Here is a 21,657-nt window from a genome sequence, read left to right on the forward strand (position 1 = left end):
CGCTGCCACACAAAAAAACCGGCCTCAACGACGCCGGAGCTCGAGTACAGAACTGCTTTCATCAATGGAATAGCGAACAGATACGGTGGTGAGTATCCTCTGGAGGAGAGATACGGCCGGAAGAGGATACCCCCGTTTTGAGTGTTCTGCGCTATTCCAGTCAGCACTTTCCCGCCACACTGACCGCTCAATCGAGGCCGGATTCTACGATCACATCCATTCGCAGCCTTTTTTACGAAGCACTTCGTCCACCCAACTGCGATCCACTGTCCCATTGTCAATGGACTCCATAACGTCCGCTTCCATCGCCATTGTCTTCCGGACCTTATCGATGAGCGCTTCTGCGTATTCGAAAGGTACAACAACAACGCCGTCCATGTCTGCCAAAATGATATCTCCCGGGCGAATGATCGCTCCCCCCACTTGAACCGTCACGTTGATTTCGCCGGGGCCATCTTTGTAAGGACCGCGATGTGTTACGCCTCTGGCATACAGCGGATAGTGAGGTCGCGTATTTGCTCAAAGTCGCGTATGGCTCCATCGATAATGAAGCCCTCCACTCCCCGCTTTTTAGCGATGTTGACCATAATCTCCCCCATCATGGAATTCGTCTGGTCACCGCCCGCATCTACCACGATCACATCCCCGGGGCCCGCCATATCGATCGCCTTATGTACCATTAAATTATCTCCTGGTCTCGTTTTGACAGTGAACGCTGAGCCAACTAATTTGCCGCTCGTATGGATCGGACGAATGGCAGCGTGCACTGCATTCAAGCGGTTCATATTGTCCGACAGATGTGCCGTGACAAACTCATGATATTGTGCCAGCACCGGGTCAGGCACCTTTCTTACTTTCGGGAAAATGCGAAAACCAATGTTATTCATATCCGATTGTTCCTCCCATATTTATTATGAAAATGTGAAGCCTTACAGCGCTGCGAGCATGTCAGCACCACCTGCTAATATTTATATTGCGTGGACAGTACTTTTAGATCATTGTAAAAAGCCTTGTTCGTGTGCCAATTAAATAGCGACCCCCACGCGGCGGATTGCAGGGTCATCTGGCATTCTGTTGGCTTCAACTGGCTTGCTGCAGTACCGATTGGAAGCCGCCGGGAATAAATCCGGCTTATTCTGCCAAACTAGGAACACACAAAATTCGCCAGGAGGACTGGATCTATGTCACCCCGTGAACTCGCTTATTCCGGCTCTTGGGCCCTTGTGACCGCTGTAATTTTGTATAAAGTTACCCGTGTTGAACATTGGGGGGCCGCGTGCTTCGCGATCCTGCTCCTGTCGTTAATCGGGGTTCGCCATGACGCCAAAGATACACCGTGGCCGATTTTCATGCCTGCCGGCTGTCTATCCCTGTCTATGTTCTATTTGATCTATGCAAACGCAGGAGGCTTCTGGGAGCATGTGGTTGCCTGGCAAACGGAGTCGATCCGCCATTGGTTTCATTGGAATGAGCCTTTTAATGCGATACCTGGCAATGATGCGGTCTTCGCCCGTCAATGGCAGCCTCTGTGGCTGACCGCTGTATTGAAGGCAGTATATATGTTTGGATTCACTCTGTCGTACTGGGTGTGTGTGATACGCGCCTTTTTCACGAAAGATGTGAAAAGGTTCGCCCGTTACTCTCTGGCAGGCTACCTGCTGCAGGTACCGCTCATTCTACCGTTCTATAACACCGTTCTGCTTCAGGAGGTTTGGTATGTGCAGGGAACACCGGATATGCTTGAGAGGGGCTGGGATGCCGTGGAGCAGGGGATAAATAGCGTAAACTGCTTCCCGAGCATGCATACGTCCATCGCCTTTGCGGCATTGTTGCTCGTTCAGCGGGAAAACAGCCGGTTGTATCGGGGGCTGATGACCGTGTTTTGCACAGCCATTATTTTCAGCACGCTGTATTTGAAGATCCATTGGGTTATCGATGTGGTCGCCGGTGTGGCGTTTGCGTACGTCTGCGTGAAGCTTGCGGATGTGATCGTGGACAGCAGGCCGTTTACAAAGGTGACATCAGCTTGGGAGTGGTTGGGACTGCGCCTGTATGCATTGCTGACAGGACAAGGACAAAAACCGCTGAGCAGGCCTGACCCAGGCAAAGTGTAAGACACCTATGGCATGAATGTGTGCCGACGAAAAAAAGGCAACTGCGCGATGTGTATGTGCGGTTGCCTTGTGCTATGTTCACCCTTTTCCAAGTGAAGCCACTGCCTCCAACCCACGCTTCACATCATCGGGTGAAATGTACAGCCCCGGTGTAAACCGTGCATAGCTTTTCAGGTAGGGTGATGACGTAGATATGATGTTTTTCCGCTTCAAGCGGCTCACCACTTGCTCCGTCGTATATCCGTCCACTTCGAATGCCACGATCCCTGCCGACAAGGTCGCGTCCATCGGGGTGTGGATCTTCACGTGTGGCAATTCAGCCAATCCTTCTTTAACTTGACGGGTAAGCTCATACACCCTGTCCTTTATCCGCTGTTTCCCAAGCGAGTGTATAAAATCAAACGCATCCTTTAACGCCCAGCGGTGCTCCAGCGAATGAAAGCCTCCCGGTGTCATTTGTCTGCCGTCAAACTCTTTTGGCCGCGGCATTCCGAAGGTCACGGCGTCCATAACGTACGTAAATGTAGGAATGACGGGTATGACATGCTTCCATGCTTCAGCCGTTCCTGCTATGATTCCGGTGCCTCTCGGCCCGTACAGCCATTTGTGGCAGCCGGCAATAAAGAAATCGCAGCCCATTTCGGCGAAAGATTCCGTTTCGATGCCGAATCCGTGAACGCCGTCAATGACGAGTAACACTTTGTCGATATGCTCGCGTTCGTTGTTCAGGCGGGCGAGCGCGTCAGCGAACTTTTTAATTGGCAGCTTGAGACCCGTACTGGAATGCACCCAGGTCAGCCCCACCGCTCTGGTGGTAGGCCTCACTTCTCGGATGAGCGCGTCCACCATCTCATCTTCCGTCGCAGTTTTCAAATCCTTAAACAGAGAGATTTGCCGGTGCTGGCTGCCTGCCCGCTCGCACGCTAAGCGGATCGCCTCCTGATGGGAGTAATGGTCATGTTCGGTAGTTAAGATTTCCTGGCCCGGCTTCATCATCAACCCGGTATATACCAACCCGAGACCCATCGTCGTACTGTCCGTCAACGCAATGTGATCCGGGTGTTCCATCTCTAAGTAGCGTGCAGCCGCAATACGAACCGACTGGGAGTATTGATTCTCGTGATCCAGAACGAAATACACCGGATCTGCGTCCAATGCCCTGCGATAACGTTCGATGGCTTCGCGTACAGGTTTAGGATGGGAAGCGATAAATTGCGCTGCACCCAAATGGATGTAGTCGGGAGTCAGGTTAAACAGGGATTTCACGCTTTCCCAGTCCGTGTGCGCCGCAGCTTCTTTTATTTCTAAACCAGTCATCATTTTTCTCCCCTATATCGAAATGTATGTGCCAGTTCCGTTCCATTTATGGATGCCCAATTGACGCGGCCTTTATGCCTCTCCCCGATATGCCATCGTCCCAATAAAAAACAGGAAATCCACGAGGAATTTCCTGCACTTGCGTAAACATTACTTGCTTGTTCCACCCATTCCTGTCTGAGGCATGCCTGGCTGGCCGCCACCGCCGCCGGCTTGGCCACCGCCACCGCCGTTTTGACCGCCACCGCCGCCACCACCGCCGTTTTGACCGCCACCGCCGCCACCACCTTGAGGAGGTTGTTGGTCAGCGAACGCCATTGGCACTACGGAGAATGCCACGCATGTTGCGATTGCTAAAGCGAGAATCTTTTTCATGTGAGTTTCACCTCCTTCTCTGGTTACGCGCTGTGAAACATCTTTCGTGAAGCCATTGTTATATTGTCCTTTTTGAAGCAAATTATTACATCGATTGCTATCAAAAAAATCGCACAAATTGACACACCTGACCATGCTAGCGTGATCGCGGCGCCATCGTGTCGCGTGCCAGCAGCTCAGTGAACACAACGAGCCGTTGTTCGTGGTCACCGGTCTTTCTGTTGTATCGGCCGGTGCACGTAATCATATTCAGGTTCGGTGTATCTGCCGGACCAAAAATTCGCTCTAACGGAGACTCCGCCGTTTTAAAAGCCTCTACCGATTTGACCACGAAGGTAAACTCCCGGCCGCGCACATCGGAGACGAAAACCCTGTCGCCAGGCGACAACCGCTTTAAATAAAAGAACACCGCCGGACCTGTTCGGTTATCCAGATGGCCGGAAATAACGGCGTTGCCCTTCTGACCGGGCCTCGTCCACGGCGAAAGTATGCCCGCCTTCCTATCGTCTGCCGGCACACCCATGCTGCCATTCGCTAGCACACCCACTGGCTCAACTGGGGCGTTCAATTTGATCGCCGGGATGCGCAGCCGGTCGGGCAGTATACTGGGGCCGTCCGGCGGGGTATCCGGTATGGGCGGATCAGGCACCACGAACCGGCCGGCATTGGGCGCGCTGGACTCGGCCTGCCGCACGCTGCGTAAAGCAGTGCCCACCTGTTCGGCATCCATAGCGGTGCCTGTCTGGTCAAGTCCAACCGCTAACAGGAGTATAAAAATGATCAAGCCAACGACATATTTGCCTCTTCCCAGCGTTTTCATTGGTCCATCACCGAAAGACTCTCCTCAGCCGCAGAAATTAATACTAGATAGGTTGACCTGTTGTGACGCCGGCTATGAGCTCTCAGCAGCGGCAATTGCTTTCCAGCTTAGCCAGCGGCTGGACCCTTCCCATATACACTCAGCGAGCCCACGCGCATGAAAAAAGCCGGCACCGGGAGTCGGTGCCAGCTGATACACTGAATTATTACGGTTTCATGTTTGTCCGTTTAGCTGAGCCTACAGCAGATTGAATAAAGTTCATTATTTTTTGGCGTGACTCTTTGTTCTTTAACAGATAAGCGGCTCCCATTCCTAACGCAGTCATTAGCTTTTTGTTCATAGCAGTTACCTCCTGGTATTCAAGATGGCTTCCTTAGAAAATTACCCGTTGGCAAGATAATTAAACACGCCGCGGAGGCATGGCTGGCCAAGCTAAGAAGTCTTCTGCTCCGTGATAAGGCTTAGCAGGTAGGATTTTAGGTCGACCATACGATTCGTGTTCGGCTTCCGCTCCGTGCCGTAAACAATCAGCGGAAGGTCGGTTTCCGCTCTATGTAAGGAACCGTGGGCGCCTCCCCCGTAGTGCTTGGGCGAGTATCTGTCCGTTAGCTCGTGTCCCGGCTTCGCTGTGACCACCATCGGATCCCCTGCGTGAGAATACAGAGCAGCTCGCAGCCGCTCCAGTCCGTCCGGATAATTACCGTATTCGAGCTGGTCGCCCATCACCGTGATGTCAAGCGCAGCGGGATCCCCTTCGATTGTCCAGGCTTGACCGTACCGATCAGTCAGGCTGCCGCCGCGCTGATACTTCATCTCCAGCTGTGGAGCGGCTGTGAGGACATGAATCCAGCCCTTCTCCTGCCATGCGATCAGATCGATTCGATCGTCCTGCCGAATCACGTCTGCGACTTCACGGAACGATTGGCGTGCCTTAAGCTTGTAAACATAAGCCATGGTCTCATTGACAGCCAAAACCAGCTCGGTGTCGTCACTCACCTTTTCTCCTGTGCGCAGCACCTTGTAGCCGCTTAACTGCGCGGATAAGTCGATCATCGCCCGCTCGGGGCCCGATACGATGGCAGCCACGCCACTGTCGCCCATTACGACAAAAATCGCCTGCTGCTTGGCTTGTTCCGGCGAGCCGAACGCCTGGAGCAGGTTATGTAGCTGCCCGTCAGCCTGTTCTACGTATGTCAGATCAGAAGGGCCATTGTTGTGCAGCGGCTTGTCGATATCAGGCAAATAAATATACAAGAAATCCGGCAGCTTATTGTGCCTAATCAGATACTCTGCCGTCGCCGCAGAGAATTTGCTGTTCAGCCCGAGCCGGACGGTAAAACCGTCGGCCAAGTCGACAATGCCTCTCAACGGGTTCGAAAATGAGCCGAACGCAAAAAAATCCGGAGCCTTGACTGTTAGTTTCTCGGGCAATGCGGTAAATCCGCTCAACCAAGCGGGAAAGTACATTTTATGCTCCGCTGCCCCACGGTAGATCATGCCGTTGATCGAGCCAGACGTGAGGCCCATCTGAGAGAGGTCCTCGTATATGGTCGGTGTATTTTTACTCAACTGCCGTTGATTGAGGTCCACGAGCGAGCTTAATAGCACGGTATTTAGTCCCTGATGCAATATCTCCATCGGACCAGTCCCATAGTTAATCAACTGTTGTTTTTCTGCACAATACCAAATTAGCCCGGGCACGTGGTGGCGGTCGGGATGCGTCCCTGTCAGCAAGGTGCTGTCAATGGTGACCGACATGGTGGGAAAAGAACTGACGAAGCCGGTGTAATACTGTCCATGATCAATCAAATATTTAAAAGTGGGCAGCCGGTTTTGTCTGATCCCATCCTGCAATGAATTGGCGAGCAAGGAATCGACAACAATGAGTATGACCTTCTTGGTACTGCCCGAGGACGACTTCACTCGAGCGAGATCTCTCCCGGGAGGTCTGCGCCGGCGGCGGAAGACAATAAGTCCGACCAGAACCAGGACCAGGGCCACGATCGCCCAGACTAAACCAATGATAAAATCCATTTTTGTCTTTACCCTTCCCTGCTAGGTGAATGCTGTGCGTAACCTTATGTTTCCAACCCGCACATAATGTTATCCCACCAGGCCAGGGCGCCGAAAAAAGAACACCTCAATGAATGAGGTGTCCGGGATGAAGGATCTGCCGACTCCGAAAGCTGGGATAGCGAATAATGCTGCTTCTAATACTTCAGATCTCTCATCGGAATATTGTGCTCTTCGCAGTACTCCTGGTACAGCTTCAGTTTGGTAAATACATCATCCTGATAAAAGACATGATCTTGATCATCCAAGTATTGAACTGTGCCTTCTAGAATAAAGAGTGTGATCATTTCCTCTTCGCCATCCACCACCAGCGTATGAATGTCGCCGGGCGGCTCATAGACGAACGTGCCGGGCTTGGCAACCCAGTCTCTCTCCAGATAGTGCCACTGCCCTTGTATCGTAAAAGCCATTACCTGCCCGCCAGTATGGCGGTGGCGGTTGACTTTGCCTCCGGGCTTTACCTTGAGCAGATTGATCCATTGTCCGGACGCCAGGTCAAAGCGCACCGGTTTGAACCACACGCGATCCGATTGAGGCACCCAAGGAATATCGTCGATATCGATCGCCTGATCCGGCAGTCCAACCATTTTCGTAAATTCATTTAATGCGTTTGTCATTGTAATCGCCTCCTATTTGTGTTTGGTTACGCAGGTGGAAACAACGAAGGATCGCCTGCCAGAAGTCCACCGTCCACCGGCAGCACAACGCCTGTAATAAAGCTCGCATCATCTGATGCTAAGAAGTCTATCACCGCTGCGACCTCGTCCGGCCGGCCGAAGCGGCGCTGCGGTGTTCTCGACAGAATCCTTTCCTTGAACGCTGGATCCCTTGTCGCACCGGACGACAGCGGTGTTTCGATATAACCGGGGCTTACGGCGTTCACGCGAATCTGATGCTCGGCCCAATCAACAGCCAAGCATTTGGTGATTTGCACTACCCCGCCTTTTGACGCTGCATACGACAACAAGTTTTTACTGCCGTAATGCGCGAGCATAGACGCAAAATTCACAATAGCTCCCCCGCCGCTCGCAGCCATGGTCGGCTGCACCGCTTGGCACATGTAAACGGTTCCGTGTAAATTGACATTTAACACAGCCTCAAACTCAGTGTCGGCCACCTGCACATTGGGAGTACGTCTGATAATTCCGGCTGCGTTGACCAACTTGTTGATCACGCCCAAGCTATCCGAAATTTCCGCAGTCACCTGCCTGGCGTTCTCCTGATTGGACACATCCGCTTGAAAAAAGCGTACGTCGTAACCAGCCGCGTTCAATGCATCACTTTGCAGCTTGCCTTGCTCCTCAGAAATATCCACCACGGCAACGGTCATACCTTTCGCGGCAAAGCGCTGCACCACCGCAAGACCTAGACCTGAAGATCCGCCGGTCACAACTGCCACCTGTCTAAAAGTCATCCCCGCATCTCCCACTCTTGATTTTTGGTTGTTCAGCTGGCCTACATTTCGACATCGGCCGCAAGTATTCCCTTCTTTTTCAGCAGACCTGCGATAAAGCTGACCACGATGATCACAAGGGACAGTGCCAACAGGGTGCCTGCGATTGGGCGCTCAAATATGGCGAAAAAGCTGCCCTGAAACATCGTCAAAGATTGGAGCAATGAGCTTTCCATCATTTTCCCCAACACAAAAGTCAACACTATCGGGGCCATCGGTATGTCGATCTTCTTCATGACATAGCCCAATATTCCGAATACGACCATCACTCCGACATCCCACAGACTGTTACTAACTGTGTATGCGCCTACTACCGAAATAATTAAGATGATTGGAAATAACAGCTTGAACGGCACCGTCGCTACCTTCGCCCAAAGGCCGGCCATCGGCAGATTCATGATCAATAGCAGTGCGTTCCCAATAAACATGCTCGCTATGATGGCCCATACAAAATCCGGATTGTTCTGAAAAAGCGTCGGTCCGGGCGTCAGCCCGTGCATGATGAATGCCCCGAGAAGTATCGCAATGGTTGGCGAGCTTGGAATGCCTAACGTGAACAATGGAATGAGCGCGCCGCCGCAGTATGAGTTATTTGCCGTTTCAGGCCCGGCAACGCCTTCGATTGCTCCCTTGCCGAACCGGGATGGATCTTTTGACAGCTTTTTCTCCAGCGAATAGGAAAGAATTGCCGGGATGACCGAATTGGCCCCCGGAATCAAGCCGATAAAAAAGCCTAAGATGCTGCCTCGGCCGATAGCCTTAAACGTTGGCTTTAACTCTTCGCGATTGGGTAAAACGCCCTTCACCGCCGGAACTGTTTCCGATTTGTAGCTTTGTTCCGCCGTGATTAGTATTTCGGACAAGCCGAATAAGCCCATAGCAACAGTGACGAAATCGATCCCGCTCATCAGGTGGGGCTCATCGAATGTGAACCTCAAGGCTCCGGACACCGGATCCATACCGATGAGCGCCAGGTTCAGGCCGATGACCGCTGAGATCATACCGCGCATCAATGATTTGCCCATCAGCCCGATGACCATCGTCAAACCCAACACCATTAAAGCAAAAAATTCCGGGGGCCCAAACTTCAATGCAAAGCTGGCTAACGGCGGACCGACAAAAGCCAAGCCTAACAAGGATACAGTGCCGCCGATAAAAGATCCGATGCCGGCCACGCCAAGAGCAGTTCCAGCGCGTCCCTGCTTTGCCAAAGGATGTCCATCCAAGCAGGTTATCACCGACGCGGCCTCACCAGGCGTATTGATTAACACCGAAGTGATCGTTCCCCCGTACATGGCGCCGTAGTATATGCCTGACAGCATGATAATGGCCGACACGGGCTCCATGCCGAAAGTTATCGGAAGCAGTACTGCGGTGCCGGTGGTAGGACCCAGCCCAGGCAGCACCCCGACCAGCATGCCGATGGTGACGCCGATCAAGCAATACAGCAAATTCCACAACGTCAGCGCAGTGGCAAATCCTGATAACCATTGCTCCATTCTACGTCCCCCTAAAAACCAAGTTCATTGACAGGCAGCGGTACATCCAGCAAGGTTTGGAACACGAAAAACGTTAAAAGAGCTATGACGACAGAGAGCCCCAGCGCCCTGTACCATTTGTACTCACGCACCAGAAGCATGAAAATGAGAATGGTTCCCGCAATTACAAAGCCGGCGAACGAGACCACAATCATGAAGATGACGATGGAGAGCAGGATCGTCACCACATTTCCCAGCCCTTTGCCCCTAGGCATAATGCTGGTGATGTGAATGACATTTTTTCTGATGGAATCGATGATGTAGAGCAGCGACAAGCCAATCAGTATGCCGCTCAACCATAGCGGGAACAAGCCCGGTCCCGGCCCGATGGAGCTGCTGTAATCAAGCGATAAGGACTGCCACATGAACACACAGCCCAGTACGAGCACGAATACACCAAACCAGAGCCCTGCATTTTTCAAGAAATCACTTCCTTTACGCGGTTATCCGCTGCCGGCTATTTTTTCGCAATGCCAAGCGTTGGGATGAGCTCGCCGAAGGACATGTCGCTGTCCTCCAACAGCTTGCCGAATCCTTGGCTGTCTTTGACGACCAGGCCCAGACCGTTCTTCTTCATATAATCCTTGAACTCAGGGTCCTCCGCGGCTTGCATGAACGCTTCCTCCAGCACCTTGGCGACGTCGTCCGGAGTGTTCTTCGGGGCGGCAACGCCCCTCCATGGCCCTAAGTAGCTCGGTTTGAGGCCGGTTTCCTCTTCCAGCGTCTTGACGCCGGGAAGCGCCTCAGACTGCTTCGCGTCGACAATTGCTAAGGTTTTCAATTTGCCGCCTTCCACATGCGTCTTCACTTCAGCGGGACTCACCGGAACAGCGTCGATATGGCCCCCCATCAAAGCCGTTACCGCAGGTCCTGCACCGTCAAAGGGTACGTGGTTGAACTTGACGCCGGCTGCCTTCTCAATTGCCGCGGCAGACAAATGCCATATAGAGCCGGGACCGGAGTTGCCCATCTTTACTTGACCAGGGTTCGCTTTGGCGTAGTCTAAAAATTCCTGCGCCGTGCTCCATCTTGAATCCGCTTTCACGGAGATTGCCGACGGGTCAAAGTTGATCTGCGCTATCGGTTTGAATTCCTTATATGTGATTGGTGCGAGGCCTAGATGGTGCAGTGTGGCCAACTCCACCGTCACCATTGTCACCGTATACCCGTCCGGCTTCGCATTCGCTCCCTCACTGAATCCGACAGCGCCGCCTCCTCCTGTCTTATTCACCACCGCAATGGATTGGCCCAGCTTCTGCTCGGCAGCTTTAGCCAACGCACGGGCGGTAGCGTCCGTTCCGCCCCCAGCTGCGTAGGGAACGATAAAAGTGACGGGTCTTTTTGGAAAATCCGGCTTGCCCTGCGCTGCCGCCGGCTCCTGCTTCTGGCCTTGGGGCGCGTCAGCCCCACCCGTGGCCGTGCTGCCGCCGCCCGCCCCACACGCGGTCAGTGCCAGCATGCCAAGCACCGCGCCGGAGCCGATAAGTTTCTTCCATGCCGCATTGTTCATCTCTAGTCTCTCCCTCTATGAAATGTCTGATCACACAAAATCTATTATAGTATAAAAGACTTGATTATGAAAACGCTTTATTTGTCGGGCGCTCCGCACAAAATGTCGGAAAGGATCGCATACTGCAGATTTTTGCTTGGCTTACATCTGAATTATGGTAAGATATCGTACGGGAAGTTAATCAAGGGAGGTCTCACCGTGTCTCGCACCATTCAAGTAGATGAACGCCCCTCCATCGGGGAGAGCATTCCGCTCAGTTTGCAGCACTTATTCGCCATGTTTGGAGCAACCGTGCTCGTACCGATTTTGTTTGAGGTCGATCCGGCAACAATCCTGTTAATGAATGGGCTTGGCACTCTGCTCTACATTTATATCACCAAAGGAAAAATACCCGCTTTCTTAGGCTCCAGCTTCGCTTTTCTGTCCCCGGTGCTCGCTGTGCTGGCTTCATACGGTTACAGCACGGCATTGGGCGGTTTTATTGTGGTCGGATTCATCTTCATCATCGTTGCTCTTCTGATTCGGGTAGCTGGAACACGATGGATTGACGTTGTGTTTCCGCCGGCCGCTATGGGCGCCATAGTTGCGGTGATTGGACTCGAGCTGGTGCCGACTGCCGCAGAAATGGCCGGGTTCGTGGCCCCGAGCGATGCGGCACCAGACTGGTCTCCCGATCCGGCGACCGTCACGGTGTCCATCTTCACTTTTTTGGTTGGGGTGATCGGTACCGTCGTGTTTCGCGGGCTGCTCAAGGTCATTCCAATTTTGGTAGCGATCGTGGCAGGCTATGTGCTCGCGGCTTGGATGGGGCTGGTGCATGTCGGAGAAGCGCTGGAGGCGGCGGAATGGTTTAGGCGGCCCACCTTCTACGCCCCAAGCTTCCATATACCGAGTATTTTAATGATCGCACCCGCCGCCTTGGTCGTCATCGCCGAGCACATCGGCCATTTGATCGTGACAGGGAATATGGTGGGGAAGGATTTGTCCAAAGATCCCGGCCTCAGTAGATCTCTGCTGGGCAACGGCGTGTCCACCACCCTGTCTGCTGTAGTGGGCTCCACACCGAACACTACATATGGCGAAAACATCGGAGTGATGGCGATCAGCCGTGTATACTCCGTATGGGTGATCGGAGGAGCCGCGGTGCTTGCCGTCGTACTATCTTTTATCGGCAAAATATCAGCGCTGATTCAAACCATACCAACACCCGTAATGGGAGGCGTCTCACTGCTGCTTTTCGGCGTCATTGCCGTCTCAGGCATCCGGATGCTGGTGGAATCCAAAGTTGACTACAACAAGCCGGTCAATCTGATTTTAACCACCGTAGTGCTCGTTATCGGCCTTAGCGGCGCTACATTCAAGTTTGGATATCTTGAGCTCACAGGAATGGCACTCGCTACTGTCGTTACGATCGTGCTCAGTGTGTTCTTCAAGCTGTTGGAGATGTTGAAATTGTCGAACGAATAGATCGTGTCACTTTCACGGTAGGCACAAAATCCTTTCAAGCTCTTCTGCGGGCAACGCGCTGCACAGCTTGGGAGGATTTTTTGTGCCGGAAAACGTTGTCCTCTCCCAGGAGCTCAGCACTTGTCTGTATACCTTTAAGTAACCGTCGGTCATCTTCGCGTTGGTGAACCGCCGCTTTACATACCTCCGCAATGCTTCTGGAGCTGGAAATCGGCGCTGCTCTACCTTGCGGGCCATTTCGTCCAGCGATCTGCAAATCAGCTGAGGGAAGCCACGGAGCACTTCCGGCACCGCTCCCTTTCGCAACGCGAGCACCGGTGTACCGCACGCCATCGCTTCAACCATCACCAAACCGAAGGGCTCCTCCCACGCGACAGGAAACAGTAGGCATTCAGCGACGTTTGGGCTGCCATACAACAGCTGAACACAGTAAAAAAATACTCGAGATTAGCATAAACCCCCGCGCAAATACACATTTTATGACAGCACGCCTTGACTTTCCATGGCTGGCAAAGCTGGTTTATCACGCAAGCAAGGAAGTGAAACATGTATGGCCAAAGAATTGCAACACAGAAGACCGTTTTCCTGGTATGTAACATTTTACGCGACCATGGCCGCGATCGGAGGCTTCTTATTCGGATACGATACGGCGGTCATATCAGGGGCAATCGGCTTTATTGAAGTCCGTTTCGGATTGGGAGCCGCTATGCTGGGATGGACCGTGTCAAGCTTGATCCTTGGGGCGGCTTGCGGGGCAGCAGTAACCGGCGTGCTCAGTGACCGATTCGGGCGAAAAAAAATTCTCATTGCGGCCGCAGCGCTGTTCACGGTCGGCGCAGTATGCTCCGCACTGCCGAATACCACGGCCGGGCTGGTCATTGCCCGTATCATTGGCGGAATCGGTGTAGGAATGGCATCCACACTCTCTCCTGTGTACATCGCCGAAATCTCTCCCGCCGCCTACCGCGGCAGGCTGGTATCGATTTATCAGTTGGCCGTTGTGACAGGCATTTTCGTCACCTTTTTTGTGAATGCCTTTATCGCCGGCTTCGGCGACGACCCCTGGGACATTGAATACGCGTGGCGGTGGATGTTCGCGTTCGGCGTGGTGCCGGGTGTTCTATATTTGGTGCTTCTCATGTTTATTCCGGAATCTCCCCGCTGGCTGATGAAGCAAAACCAAGAAGTTCGCGCCTTGGATATTTTGGAACGGATGAACGGTAAACATGCGGCAAAATCGGAGTTGCAGGAAATGCTGAAGCTAAAAGAAACGGATGCAGCCACGCTCAGGGAGCTTTTAGCGCCGTCGCTTCGGATGCCGCTGTTTATCGGGATCGTTCTCGCTGTGCTTCAGCAAATTACCGGTATTAACGCAATCATGTATTACGCGCCTGAAATTTTTGAGGAAACGGGTATCGGTACCAATGCCGCACTTGTGCAAACCATTTGGATCGGTGTCGTCAATTTTGTATTTACTTTGCTCGCGCTCTGGCTGATCGATAAAGTCGGGCGAAAAGCACTGTTGGTTGCCGGGGGCAGCGTCATGGCGGTGTCATTGTTTGCCGTTGGCTACGGCTTTTACACAGGAGCCGATGCGGGACTTATGATACTGCTGTTTATCCTCCTCTATGTGGCTGCCTTTGCCGTGTCCTTCGGACCGGTCGTCTGGGTGATGCTGTCAGAGATTTTTCCGACTCGTGTCAGGGGCAGGGCGACAGCCGTGGCTGCATTCAGCTTGTGGCTGGCCACCTTTATGGTCTCACAATTTTTCCCGATGCTCATCGAGAGCCTGGGACCGACCACGACATTCTGGTTGTTCGCGGTCATTTCTGTTATTGCCGTTATATTCTGTGCGACCATAGTGCCTGAGACAAAAGGAAAATCACTGGAAGAAATCGAACGGTTGTGGGACAAGCGAGGTTAACGTAAGCGCAACGGCCGCATGGGGCTGTGCTCACCCTTCCCAAATTTGCTGCACAGTCGCCACTCGGCCGGCAGTCTGAAGAAAGCGCTCTCCATTGGCGGGCGCTCAGAACGCTGTCATACTGCAATTTTACTCCGCCTTCGGCCAGACCTGAGCAAGAAGCGCTGGGCGCCAAGGTAAGCAGGACAGCGGGAATGGACGGCGCCGCCGGGATGGCTCTGACGTCCACCCCCTGTCCACCGACGCTGCTCAGATGAACGTGAACTTCGCCGCCGATCCCACCTCCGGCCGAGGGAAGCGGTGAACTCCCCCAGCCCTACCAACACCGGACGATCCGCCTCCTAGCACGCAAAAAATCCCCTCGCAGTAGAAGCCCATACGGTGCAATGTGACACTGCACTCTATTACTGGCCAACCGTCCACGAAGGGATCATATGCAACTGATACACTGCTAACGTCAGAATTGGACCGGAGTTCGATGGTACCGCGTTTGCGCGATTGCGCTTAAAAAGCCCAGTTTCCCTCGCGGAACACGGCTTCTTTCGTGCCATCCGGCAGCTCGCCGTCAATATTCATATCTGCCGAGCCGATCATGAAATCGACATGCACAATGCTGGAGTTTAACCCTTTTTGCGTCAGCTCTTCCTCAGACATTTCTTTGCCGCCGGCGAGACAGAAGGCATAGGCATTGCCGATAGCCAAATGGCTGGAAGCATTTTCGTCGAACAGTGTGTTGTAAAACACTAGATTCGTTTCCGAGATCGGAGAACGGTGCGGAACGAGCGCCACTTCGCCCAAATAAGCCGCGCCTTCGTCGGTTTGAATCAAGCGTTTCAGCACATCCAGTCCCTCTGCCGCTTGTATGTCGACAATCTTTCCCTTGTCAAACGTAACCGAGATGTCTTTGATCAAGTTCCCGCCATAGCTAAGCGGCTTCGTGCTGCGGACCGTGCCGTTTACTCCATCCTTCTTCGGAGCTGTAAACACTTCTTCCGTCGGCATATTTGCTACGAACGGAGTTCCCTTCGCGTTCTCACTTCCGCCGCTTACCCACAGATGCCCCTGCGGCAGCTCAATAGTTAGATCAGTGCCCTCGCCTTGATAGTGCAGCGCGCGGTAATTCTTTTCGTTTAAGCGTGCCGCCTTGGCATCGAGTGTTTTCGTATGCTCCCTCCACGCGGCGATCGGGTCTTCCGTGTTAATTCTAGTCGCGTCAAATATTGCGTTCCATAGCGACTCCATCTGAAGATTTTCGTCTGCATCGGGAAACACCTTGGCCGCCCAATCTTCAGAAGGCACCGCCACAATCGACCAGCTAATTTTATCCGACATGGCATAACTCCGGTATTTTTGCAGCGCTTGCCCGGCAGCTTTATTGGCGTCAGCGATCTTCTGCGGATCCACGCCCTTTAACAAATCCGGATTTGACGCCACGATGGACAAAAATGCCGCATTGTTCTCAGCCATTTCCTCCCAGCCTCTGGCCCGCCACATCGGATATTCCTTAAAGGTTTCTGCCGGGGCCATATCGTATTTGATGCGGGTGATTTCGTCGTCATACCATTCAATATGTACGTTGTTCGCACCTGCCGCGTAAGCCCTTTTGGCGATCATGCGGACGAATGCAGCAGACGCTAGAGGCGCGGTGACAACCAGGGTTTGCCCTGGCTGAACGTTGACTCCGACCTGCACTGCCAAAGCAGCGTATTTTTCTAATTTTTCATTAAAATCAACCATTGCCATATTCCTCCTTGACGCGAGATAGGTTTATTTTAACATATTGAGGTGTAATTTAACCAAATCCAATCTGCCCGCAGCGCTGCCATTGCGAACGTAAACTATGAGCCACACGGCTACGCTTTGGCGCAGACGAATATGTGCTCGCCCCCCGCCTCAACAGGCGTTCCATCGTACCAGCCATATTTCCTTGAATCACGAACCCGGAGCTAATAATCAAGCGTCGCAAAGTATCTCCGTGAAAGTATCTCATTCTAATGTTCTCTTGCATCGCCGTGGTATACTAGGACTAAGTTTACAAAATTCAGATCAAACAGGATGGTGAATTTCCAAATGGAGTGGCAGCAGCTCGAGTATTTCCAGACCGTGGCCCACATGGAGCATATGACGAGGGCCGCTCAATTTTTGTCTATCTCGCAGTCAGCACTAAGCCGTTCTATCGCACGCATGGAGCAGGAGCTGGGTGTTCCGCTCTTTCATCGCGAGGGCCGATCCATCACGCTTAACCGCTACGGCCAGCTGTTTCTCAAGCGGGTGCAGCGTATTTTAAAAGAACATGACGAGGGCAGGCTGGAAATTCAAAATTTGCTCGATGAGGAAGCGGGAGAGATCACTTTGGGATTCCTGCATACCCTTGGCTCCCATCTGATACCGGATTTGATCGTAGCGTTCCGTGAGAAACTGCCGAATGTGCGTTTTCAGCTCAATCAGAACAACAGCTCATCGCTGCTGCAGCAGCTCGTCAACGGTTCGCTCGACCTGTGTCTGCTCTCATCTCCATCAGAGGCGGCGCGGGTGGAATGGAAGGAATTATGGAGCGAGGAGCTGTTCGTGTTTGTGCCCATCGACCACCCGCTCGCGCAGCGCGAATCGATCGCATTGAAAGAGATAGCCGATGAGCCGATGGTCTCGTTCAAGAACGGCTATGGACTGCGGAAAATCATCGACAGACTCTGTATGGTGTCCGGGTTTACGCCGAAGATCGCTTTTGAAGGAGAAGAAGTGCCCACTGTGGCAGGGCTTGTCGCAGCCGGGCTTGGCGTTGCTCTGATACCGGATGTCAAAGGCGTAAATAATCATAACCTGGTGAAGATACCCGTGATCTGGCCCCACTGCCAACGAATCATCGGTGTCGCGTGGGTCAAAGAAAGATATCTGTCTCCCTCGGCCAAACATTTTTTGCAATTTGTCATGGACTATTTTCATCATGAGAATTAACTGCTAGCCCCCTGCACCTCTCACGCCATAGTCACGTGCGCATCCGACGCGCGACTAACCGACTATGTTCCGCGCACCGCTAACCGACTAAGCTTCCACCGTCAACTAACTGTCTGTCCGTATCCACCAGCCAATTGACAATCCTGCTGCCAACCGACCTGACTTTTCACATGCATTACCAATATAGATGGGCGGTCGCGTCCCAACGCTCTCACCACAGTTAAACCTTTGCTAGGCTGCGGTTGAACCCCGGCTTGTTTCATCGCTTCGTCCGCAGCTAATACCCAGCTTGCTGCATCAACTGATCGACTTCGGCCGCTGCGTCGTTCAGAGCGGATTGTGCATCTTTTTTGCCCGTCAAATAGTCGTTGACAGCAGCTTGTACGGCTTGCGACACCTGGTCATAGTTCGTGATCCGAGGTCGGCCCACCCCGACTTCGAGAGATTCACCCAGCGCTTGGTAGTACTCTCTGGTGCTGGCATCTGGCAAAGACCGAGCCGCGTCGAACGCCGATTTTCGCGTGACATGCTGGTAAAACTTTAAGTAGTCTTTCTGCGCTGCAGGGCTTGCCAGCGTTTGCGCCAAATCGTAGGCTGCTTGTTTATTGTTCGAGTATTTGTTTATGCCGATGCCCCAAGAACCAAAATGCGGCCCGCGCACGATGCGCTCCCCCATTTTTACACCCGGAAAAGGAAAGTAGCCTACTTGCCCGCCGACCTTAGGGTCCAGCTTCATATCGTGATAATTCATGCCCATAGCCACTTGGCCCGAGTTGAACACGATTGAGACTTCCTCCCACGTATACGTTAGCGCACCCGGAGGTGTTACTTTGTGCTGGTTAATCCAGCTTCCATACGTTTCCAAGGCGCGGACACCTTCGGTGCTGTTAAATGCCGGTTTTAAGTTATCATCGAAAATGGTGCCCCCATAGCTGCTGAGAAATGATTTGAAATCAACAAAGTTCGCCTCACTCATATCTGCCATTAAAGTGGTGCCATACATGTCCACCGTCCCGTCACTGTTGGTGTCGCGCGTGAAAAACCTGGCAATTTCCAGATATTCATCCAGTGTTTGCGGCACGGCTAACTCACGGTGAAACTGCTGCCTAAATTGTTCCCTGTTGGCCGGATTGTCGAACAAATCTTTTCTGTAGCTGACGGTCAACACGTTGGACTGCACCGGTAGGCTCCAGATGTCAAAACCCGATGACACAATATGCTCTAAATTAATTTCATCCATCTGCGGAGGATTAGTCTGAGGGGAATCTGCTTTGAACACGGAGGTGTCCAAAAACGCTTTCGCGATGAAATCCTCCAGCTGTATCGCGTCCGGCGCTTGTGAGGTCCGGATGTAAGAGGTCATAGGCTCCAAGTGTTGGATAATTCTCGGCACCCATGGTGTGTCGATGGCGATCAAATCATAATGCCCACTCTGCTCAGCTAACTCGGAGAACACTTTGGCCTGCAGGTTATTATATGGAAAAGTATGCACCTCGATTTTCCAGCCGGTTTTCTTCTCATAGCTTTGTACGGCGTCTGCGATCGCTTCCGAGCCCGCCTCACCTGTCGCGTATAGTATCCGAAGCACCCTTTTAGCATCACCGGACGGAGCGCTCGCGCTGCCGCCGCCTTCCGCTCGGTTATCAGGTGTGCTCCCGACGCAGCCTGCTAACAACAGCATCAGGGATAGTGAAAGCAGTATACTTACTGTCATTTTTTTCACTTGGATATCCCCCCTGTCGCCTTCTAATTAAGAGTATATGAGATGCTTGTGCTGAAAACAAAGGGGGAATTGTCGCCACCGGAGGTGCAACAAAAAACTGCCGGACTGGCTCCCGGCAGCTCTACTTCAAATGTTATCCTTTCGCCGAGCCAGCCAAATTCCCAGCCAGCCCGCCAGCTTGTTCCCGTTTTTCTTCAGCAGGCAGTTTCATAAAGTGCATCAAAATCGCACTGATAAAATACAGGATCGCGAATACCCACATAACTCCGTGCACACCAATGCTAGCGATAAATGCGCCTACGAGGGCCGGCGCTATGAAGTAGGATAGGCCTGCACCGAAGTTGACAACGGCCATCGCGGAGCCTTTTTTGTCAGGCGCCAGCGACGTGACCAGTGCGGAGATAGGCACATATCCGGTCAGCGCCGCACCCATCAGCATGCCTGCGATCGTTAACATCAAGAAGTTGTGGCCAAAAATTTGCGGAGTATACAGCATAACCAATGTCATTACGCCGCAGCCGAAGCTGCCGATCCACATGACTGTCTTGCGCCAACCCAACCATTTGTCGCTAATCCAAGGGATAACTATGTCAAATACAATGTTGGCAACCCACATTGTTCCCCACATCTGCAGCCATTCTTCGGTGGTGAATCCATATTGCGAATTCAAATACAGCGGGAAAAATATTGGCAAAGCACCGATACCTGTGGTGTTGATTGTGCGAACGATCCCGCCTATGGCGACCTTGGGATTTTCCACGCAAATGGTAAGGCCGCTGATCAAGCTCTTGAACGTTTCCTTAGGCTTAGTGGAACGCTCGCCAACCTCACCCTTGACCACCAAGATTCCGATCAAACCGCCGACTACAACCCAAGCTACAGCACTCCATAGCAGGCCGATGTACCCGATTTTGGGAATCATGTATGCCGGGAAGTAACTGCCCACCACGTACAAGCCTGCAATCCAGGCCGCCCAAAATACTCCGATCGCGGTTGCGAGCACTTTTTGCGGACTCCGGTAAGTGACCCATACCAAGAACGAGTAGCAAAACAACGGATAACCGAAACCGCGTATCGCATAAGTCGGCAGCATGACTGCGTAATTATGCTGTTCTAATCCAAATTTGATGAACAGTACTTGACCGACCAACCATATCACCAGACCTAATATCATGGCCTTTCGCGGTCCCCAAGCCTCCGTCAGTACTCCTGAGAAGTAAGACGCGACAGCCAACACGGCGCCATAGGCGGTAAACAGAGTGGCCGATTGTTGAATCGTTAGCCCTTGCTCAACCAGGTACGGAGACAGCCAACCGTGCTCCAGCCCGTCACCCACCATAAAAATTAGCGTCGCGATATATCCCCAAATCAGCGGCATCGGCAGACCGAACAGACTGCGTTCCTTGCCCGTAAGCGCGTTCATTTTACCACCCCAAATTGTCTGATAGTGTGCAACACAACGCCTGTGCCTGCCGCAACGTTGACATGCGGCGAAGGCGTTGTGTCATGTTATCTTGCTAGCGGCTGCTTCCATCCAATTTCTGTGATTTTTTGCTTCAAATAATCTATCGATGTTTGCGCGTACCAGTCCGGATCGGCCTTGCGGGTGTGGAACCCGACTTCCATCGCCAAATAGCCTTTGTAATCGATTTCTTTTAACGCTTTCAGCGTGGAGTCAAAGTTGCATGTGCCTTGCCCAGGTGGCAGCCGGTCGATATCACTGATGTGCACATGTCCGAGCTTGTCCTTCATCCGGTAAACATAATCGCTTGGCACTTCATTTCTGTACAATGCGTGGAACGTATCAAACATAACTTTCACATTGGACTCACCCGACTGCTCGCTCATGATGAGCGCATCATCAGCCGTCTCAACCAGATTGCTGTCGGTCGGCGTTGGCTCCACCACCAGCGTGACGCCCAACTCTTTCGCATAACGCGCGACCTCCGTGAGTGCCTCCACCGAGTAATTCCATGCATCCGTCTGCTTCATACCGTACACCACCCAGCCGGCGATCCACATGACTGTCGGGCATTCCCAATCGCTGGCCAATCGAACGATGTCTTTGTAATGCTTGATCGTAAACTCCCTTTCCTCTTTCAGCGGAGAGCTGGGATTGTTCCCCGGTCCGCCCCCTGGCGCAGGAAGCATGGAGGACACTGCCAGGTTATGTTCCCGCAAGCACTTTGCAATCTCTTTGCGGCGCTCGGCGGACACATAATCCGGCCAAGCATGAGGGCTGGCGCAGCCGATCTCTATCGCATCGTAACCCATACGGGATAATCTTCTGATAACTTCGTCAAGCGGATACGATGGCACCCAAGTAGGAAAAGAGCTGTACACCCAAGTATTGAATGAAATACCTTTCATTGTTGATCGTCCTCCTGT

19 protein-coding genes and 1 pseudogene are annotated in these 21,657 nt (G+C 52.7%); 4 read left to right on the forward strand and 16 right to left on the reverse strand.

The window, feature by feature from the left end:
• Positions 1-210: 210 nt before the first annotated feature.
• Positions 211-887 (reverse strand): annotated as a pseudogene (locus CBW46_RS22255) (RraA family protein).
• Between the two features lie 294 nt (positions 888-1,181).
• On the opposite strand from CBW46_RS22255, the gene CBW46_RS04695 reads away from it, so the two are divergent.
• The gene (locus CBW46_RS04695; protein ID WP_111361059.1) at positions 1,182-2,114 is read left to right on the forward strand and encodes a phosphatase PAP2 family protein; all 933 of its coding nucleotides are present in this window, start codon (positions 1,182-1,184) and stop codon (positions 2,112-2,114) included.
• Positions 2,115-2,192: 78 nt separating this feature from the next.
• Here the strand turns inward: CBW46_RS04695 and CBW46_RS04700 are convergent, their stop codons facing one another.
• From CBW46_RS04700 to CBW46_RS04740, 10 genes are all read right to left on the reverse strand, one after another.
• Complete coding sequence (locus CBW46_RS04700) at positions 2,193-3,434, reverse strand: aminotransferase class V-fold PLP-dependent enzyme (RefSeq protein ID WP_089198861.1); 1,242 nt, start codon at positions 3,432-3,434, stop codon at positions 2,193-2,195.
• A gap of 147 nt (positions 3,435-3,581) precedes the next feature.
• Positions 3,582-3,806, reverse strand: a complete 225-nt coding sequence (locus CBW46_RS04705; RefSeq protein ID WP_089198862.1) for a hypothetical protein — start codon at positions 3,804-3,806, stop codon at positions 3,582-3,584.
• 136 nt (positions 3,807-3,942) lie between these two features.
• Positions 3,943-4,626: a class F sortase gene (locus CBW46_RS04710; protein WP_089198863.1), complete on the reverse strand. Its 684-nt coding sequence runs from the start codon at positions 4,624-4,626 to the stop codon at positions 3,943-3,945.
• A 205-nt stretch (positions 4,627-4,831) separates the two neighbouring features.
• Positions 4,832-4,966 carry a hypothetical protein gene (locus tag CBW46_RS22010; protein WP_279386453.1) on the reverse strand — a complete coding sequence of 45 codons (135 nt, stop codon included), beginning with the start codon at positions 4,964-4,966 and terminating at the stop codon, positions 4,832-4,834.
• Between the two features lie 92 nt (positions 4,967-5,058).
• Complete coding sequence (locus CBW46_RS04715; protein ID WP_089198864.1) at positions 5,059-6,660, reverse strand: alkaline phosphatase family protein; 1,602 nt, start codon at positions 6,658-6,660, stop codon at positions 5,059-5,061.
• A gap of 176 nt (positions 6,661-6,836) precedes the next feature.
• Positions 6,837-7,316, reverse strand: coding sequence for a 2,4'-dihydroxyacetophenone dioxygenase family protein (locus CBW46_RS04720; RefSeq protein ID WP_089198865.1), 480 nt, complete (start codon positions 7,314-7,316; stop codon positions 6,837-6,839).
• Between the two features lie 26 nt (positions 7,317-7,342).
• Positions 7,343-8,113: an SDR family NAD(P)-dependent oxidoreductase gene (locus tag CBW46_RS04725; protein WP_089198866.1), complete on the reverse strand. Its 771-nt coding sequence runs from the start codon at positions 8,111-8,113 to the stop codon at positions 7,343-7,345.
• A gap of 41 nt (positions 8,114-8,154) precedes the next feature.
• Positions 8,155-9,651, reverse strand: coding sequence for a tripartite tricarboxylate transporter permease (locus CBW46_RS04730; RefSeq protein WP_089198867.1), 1,497 nt, complete (start codon positions 9,649-9,651; stop codon positions 8,155-8,157).
• A gap of 11 nt (positions 9,652-9,662) precedes the next feature.
• Entirely contained in the window at positions 9,663-10,112 is a 450-nt protein-coding gene (locus tag CBW46_RS04735; RefSeq protein WP_089198868.1) for a tripartite tricarboxylate transporter TctB family protein, read from the reverse strand.
• 35 nt (positions 10,113-10,147) lie between these two features.
• Complete coding sequence (locus tag CBW46_RS04740) at positions 10,148-11,200, reverse strand: tripartite tricarboxylate transporter substrate binding protein (RefSeq protein ID WP_243633171.1); 1,053 nt, start codon at positions 11,198-11,200, stop codon at positions 10,148-10,150.
• A gap of 198 nt (positions 11,201-11,398) precedes the next feature.
• Between CBW46_RS04740 and uraA the strand changes: the two genes are divergently transcribed.
• The gene (gene uraA / locus CBW46_RS04745; protein ID WP_243633172.1) at positions 11,399-12,667 is read left to right on the forward strand and encodes a uracil permease; all 1,269 of its coding nucleotides are present in this window, start codon (positions 11,399-11,401) and stop codon (positions 12,665-12,667) included.
• Positions 12,668-12,679: 12 nt separating this feature from the next.
• Here the strand turns inward: uraA and CBW46_RS04750 are convergent, their stop codons facing one another.
• Positions 12,680-13,084, reverse strand: a complete 405-nt coding sequence (locus CBW46_RS04750) for a glycosyltransferase (protein WP_424445931.1) — start codon at positions 13,082-13,084, stop codon at positions 12,680-12,682.
• A gap of 133 nt (positions 13,085-13,217) precedes the next feature.
• Between CBW46_RS04750 and CBW46_RS04755 the strand changes: the two genes are divergently transcribed.
• Positions 13,218-14,591 carry a sugar porter family MFS transporter gene (locus CBW46_RS04755; protein WP_089198870.1) on the forward strand — a complete coding sequence of 458 codons (1,374 nt, stop codon included), beginning with the start codon at positions 13,218-13,220 and terminating at the stop codon, positions 14,589-14,591.
• Positions 14,592-15,095: 504 nt separating this feature from the next.
• Here CBW46_RS04755 and CBW46_RS04760 read toward each other — a convergent pair.
• On the reverse strand, positions 15,096-16,328 hold the full coding sequence (locus tag CBW46_RS04760) for an aminopeptidase (protein ID WP_089198871.1): 1,233 nt from the start codon (positions 16,326-16,328) through the stop codon (positions 15,096-15,098).
• A gap of 333 nt (positions 16,329-16,661) precedes the next feature.
• Between CBW46_RS04760 and CBW46_RS04765 the strand changes: the two genes are divergently transcribed.
• Complete coding sequence (locus CBW46_RS04765; protein ID WP_089198872.1) at positions 16,662-17,546, forward strand: LysR family transcriptional regulator; 885 nt, start codon at positions 16,662-16,664, stop codon at positions 17,544-17,546.
• Between the two features lie 277 nt (positions 17,547-17,823).
• Here the strand turns inward: CBW46_RS04765 and CBW46_RS04770 are convergent, their stop codons facing one another.
• The 3 genes from CBW46_RS04770 to CBW46_RS04780 form a co-directional block, all read right to left on the reverse strand.
• A complete protein-coding gene (locus CBW46_RS04770) occupies positions 17,824-19,260 on the reverse strand; it encodes an ABC transporter substrate-binding protein (RefSeq protein ID WP_089199329.1) in 1,437 nt (478 codons plus the stop codon).
• A 142-nt stretch (positions 19,261-19,402) separates the two neighbouring features.
• Positions 19,403-20,692, reverse strand: a complete 1,290-nt coding sequence (locus tag CBW46_RS04775; RefSeq protein ID WP_089198873.1) for an MFS transporter — start codon at positions 20,690-20,692, stop codon at positions 19,403-19,405.
• 86 nt (positions 20,693-20,778) lie between these two features.
• Positions 20,779-21,639, reverse strand: a complete 861-nt coding sequence (locus CBW46_RS04780; protein ID WP_089198874.1) for a sugar phosphate isomerase/epimerase family protein — start codon at positions 21,637-21,639, stop codon at positions 20,779-20,781.
• Between the last annotated feature and the right edge of the window lie 18 nt (positions 21,640-21,657).

It is taken from the genome of Paenibacillus xerothermodurans (assembly GCF_002220865.2).
GTDB lineage: Bacteria > Bacillota > Bacilli > Paenibacillales > NBRC-103111 > Paenibacillus_S > Paenibacillus_S xerothermodurans.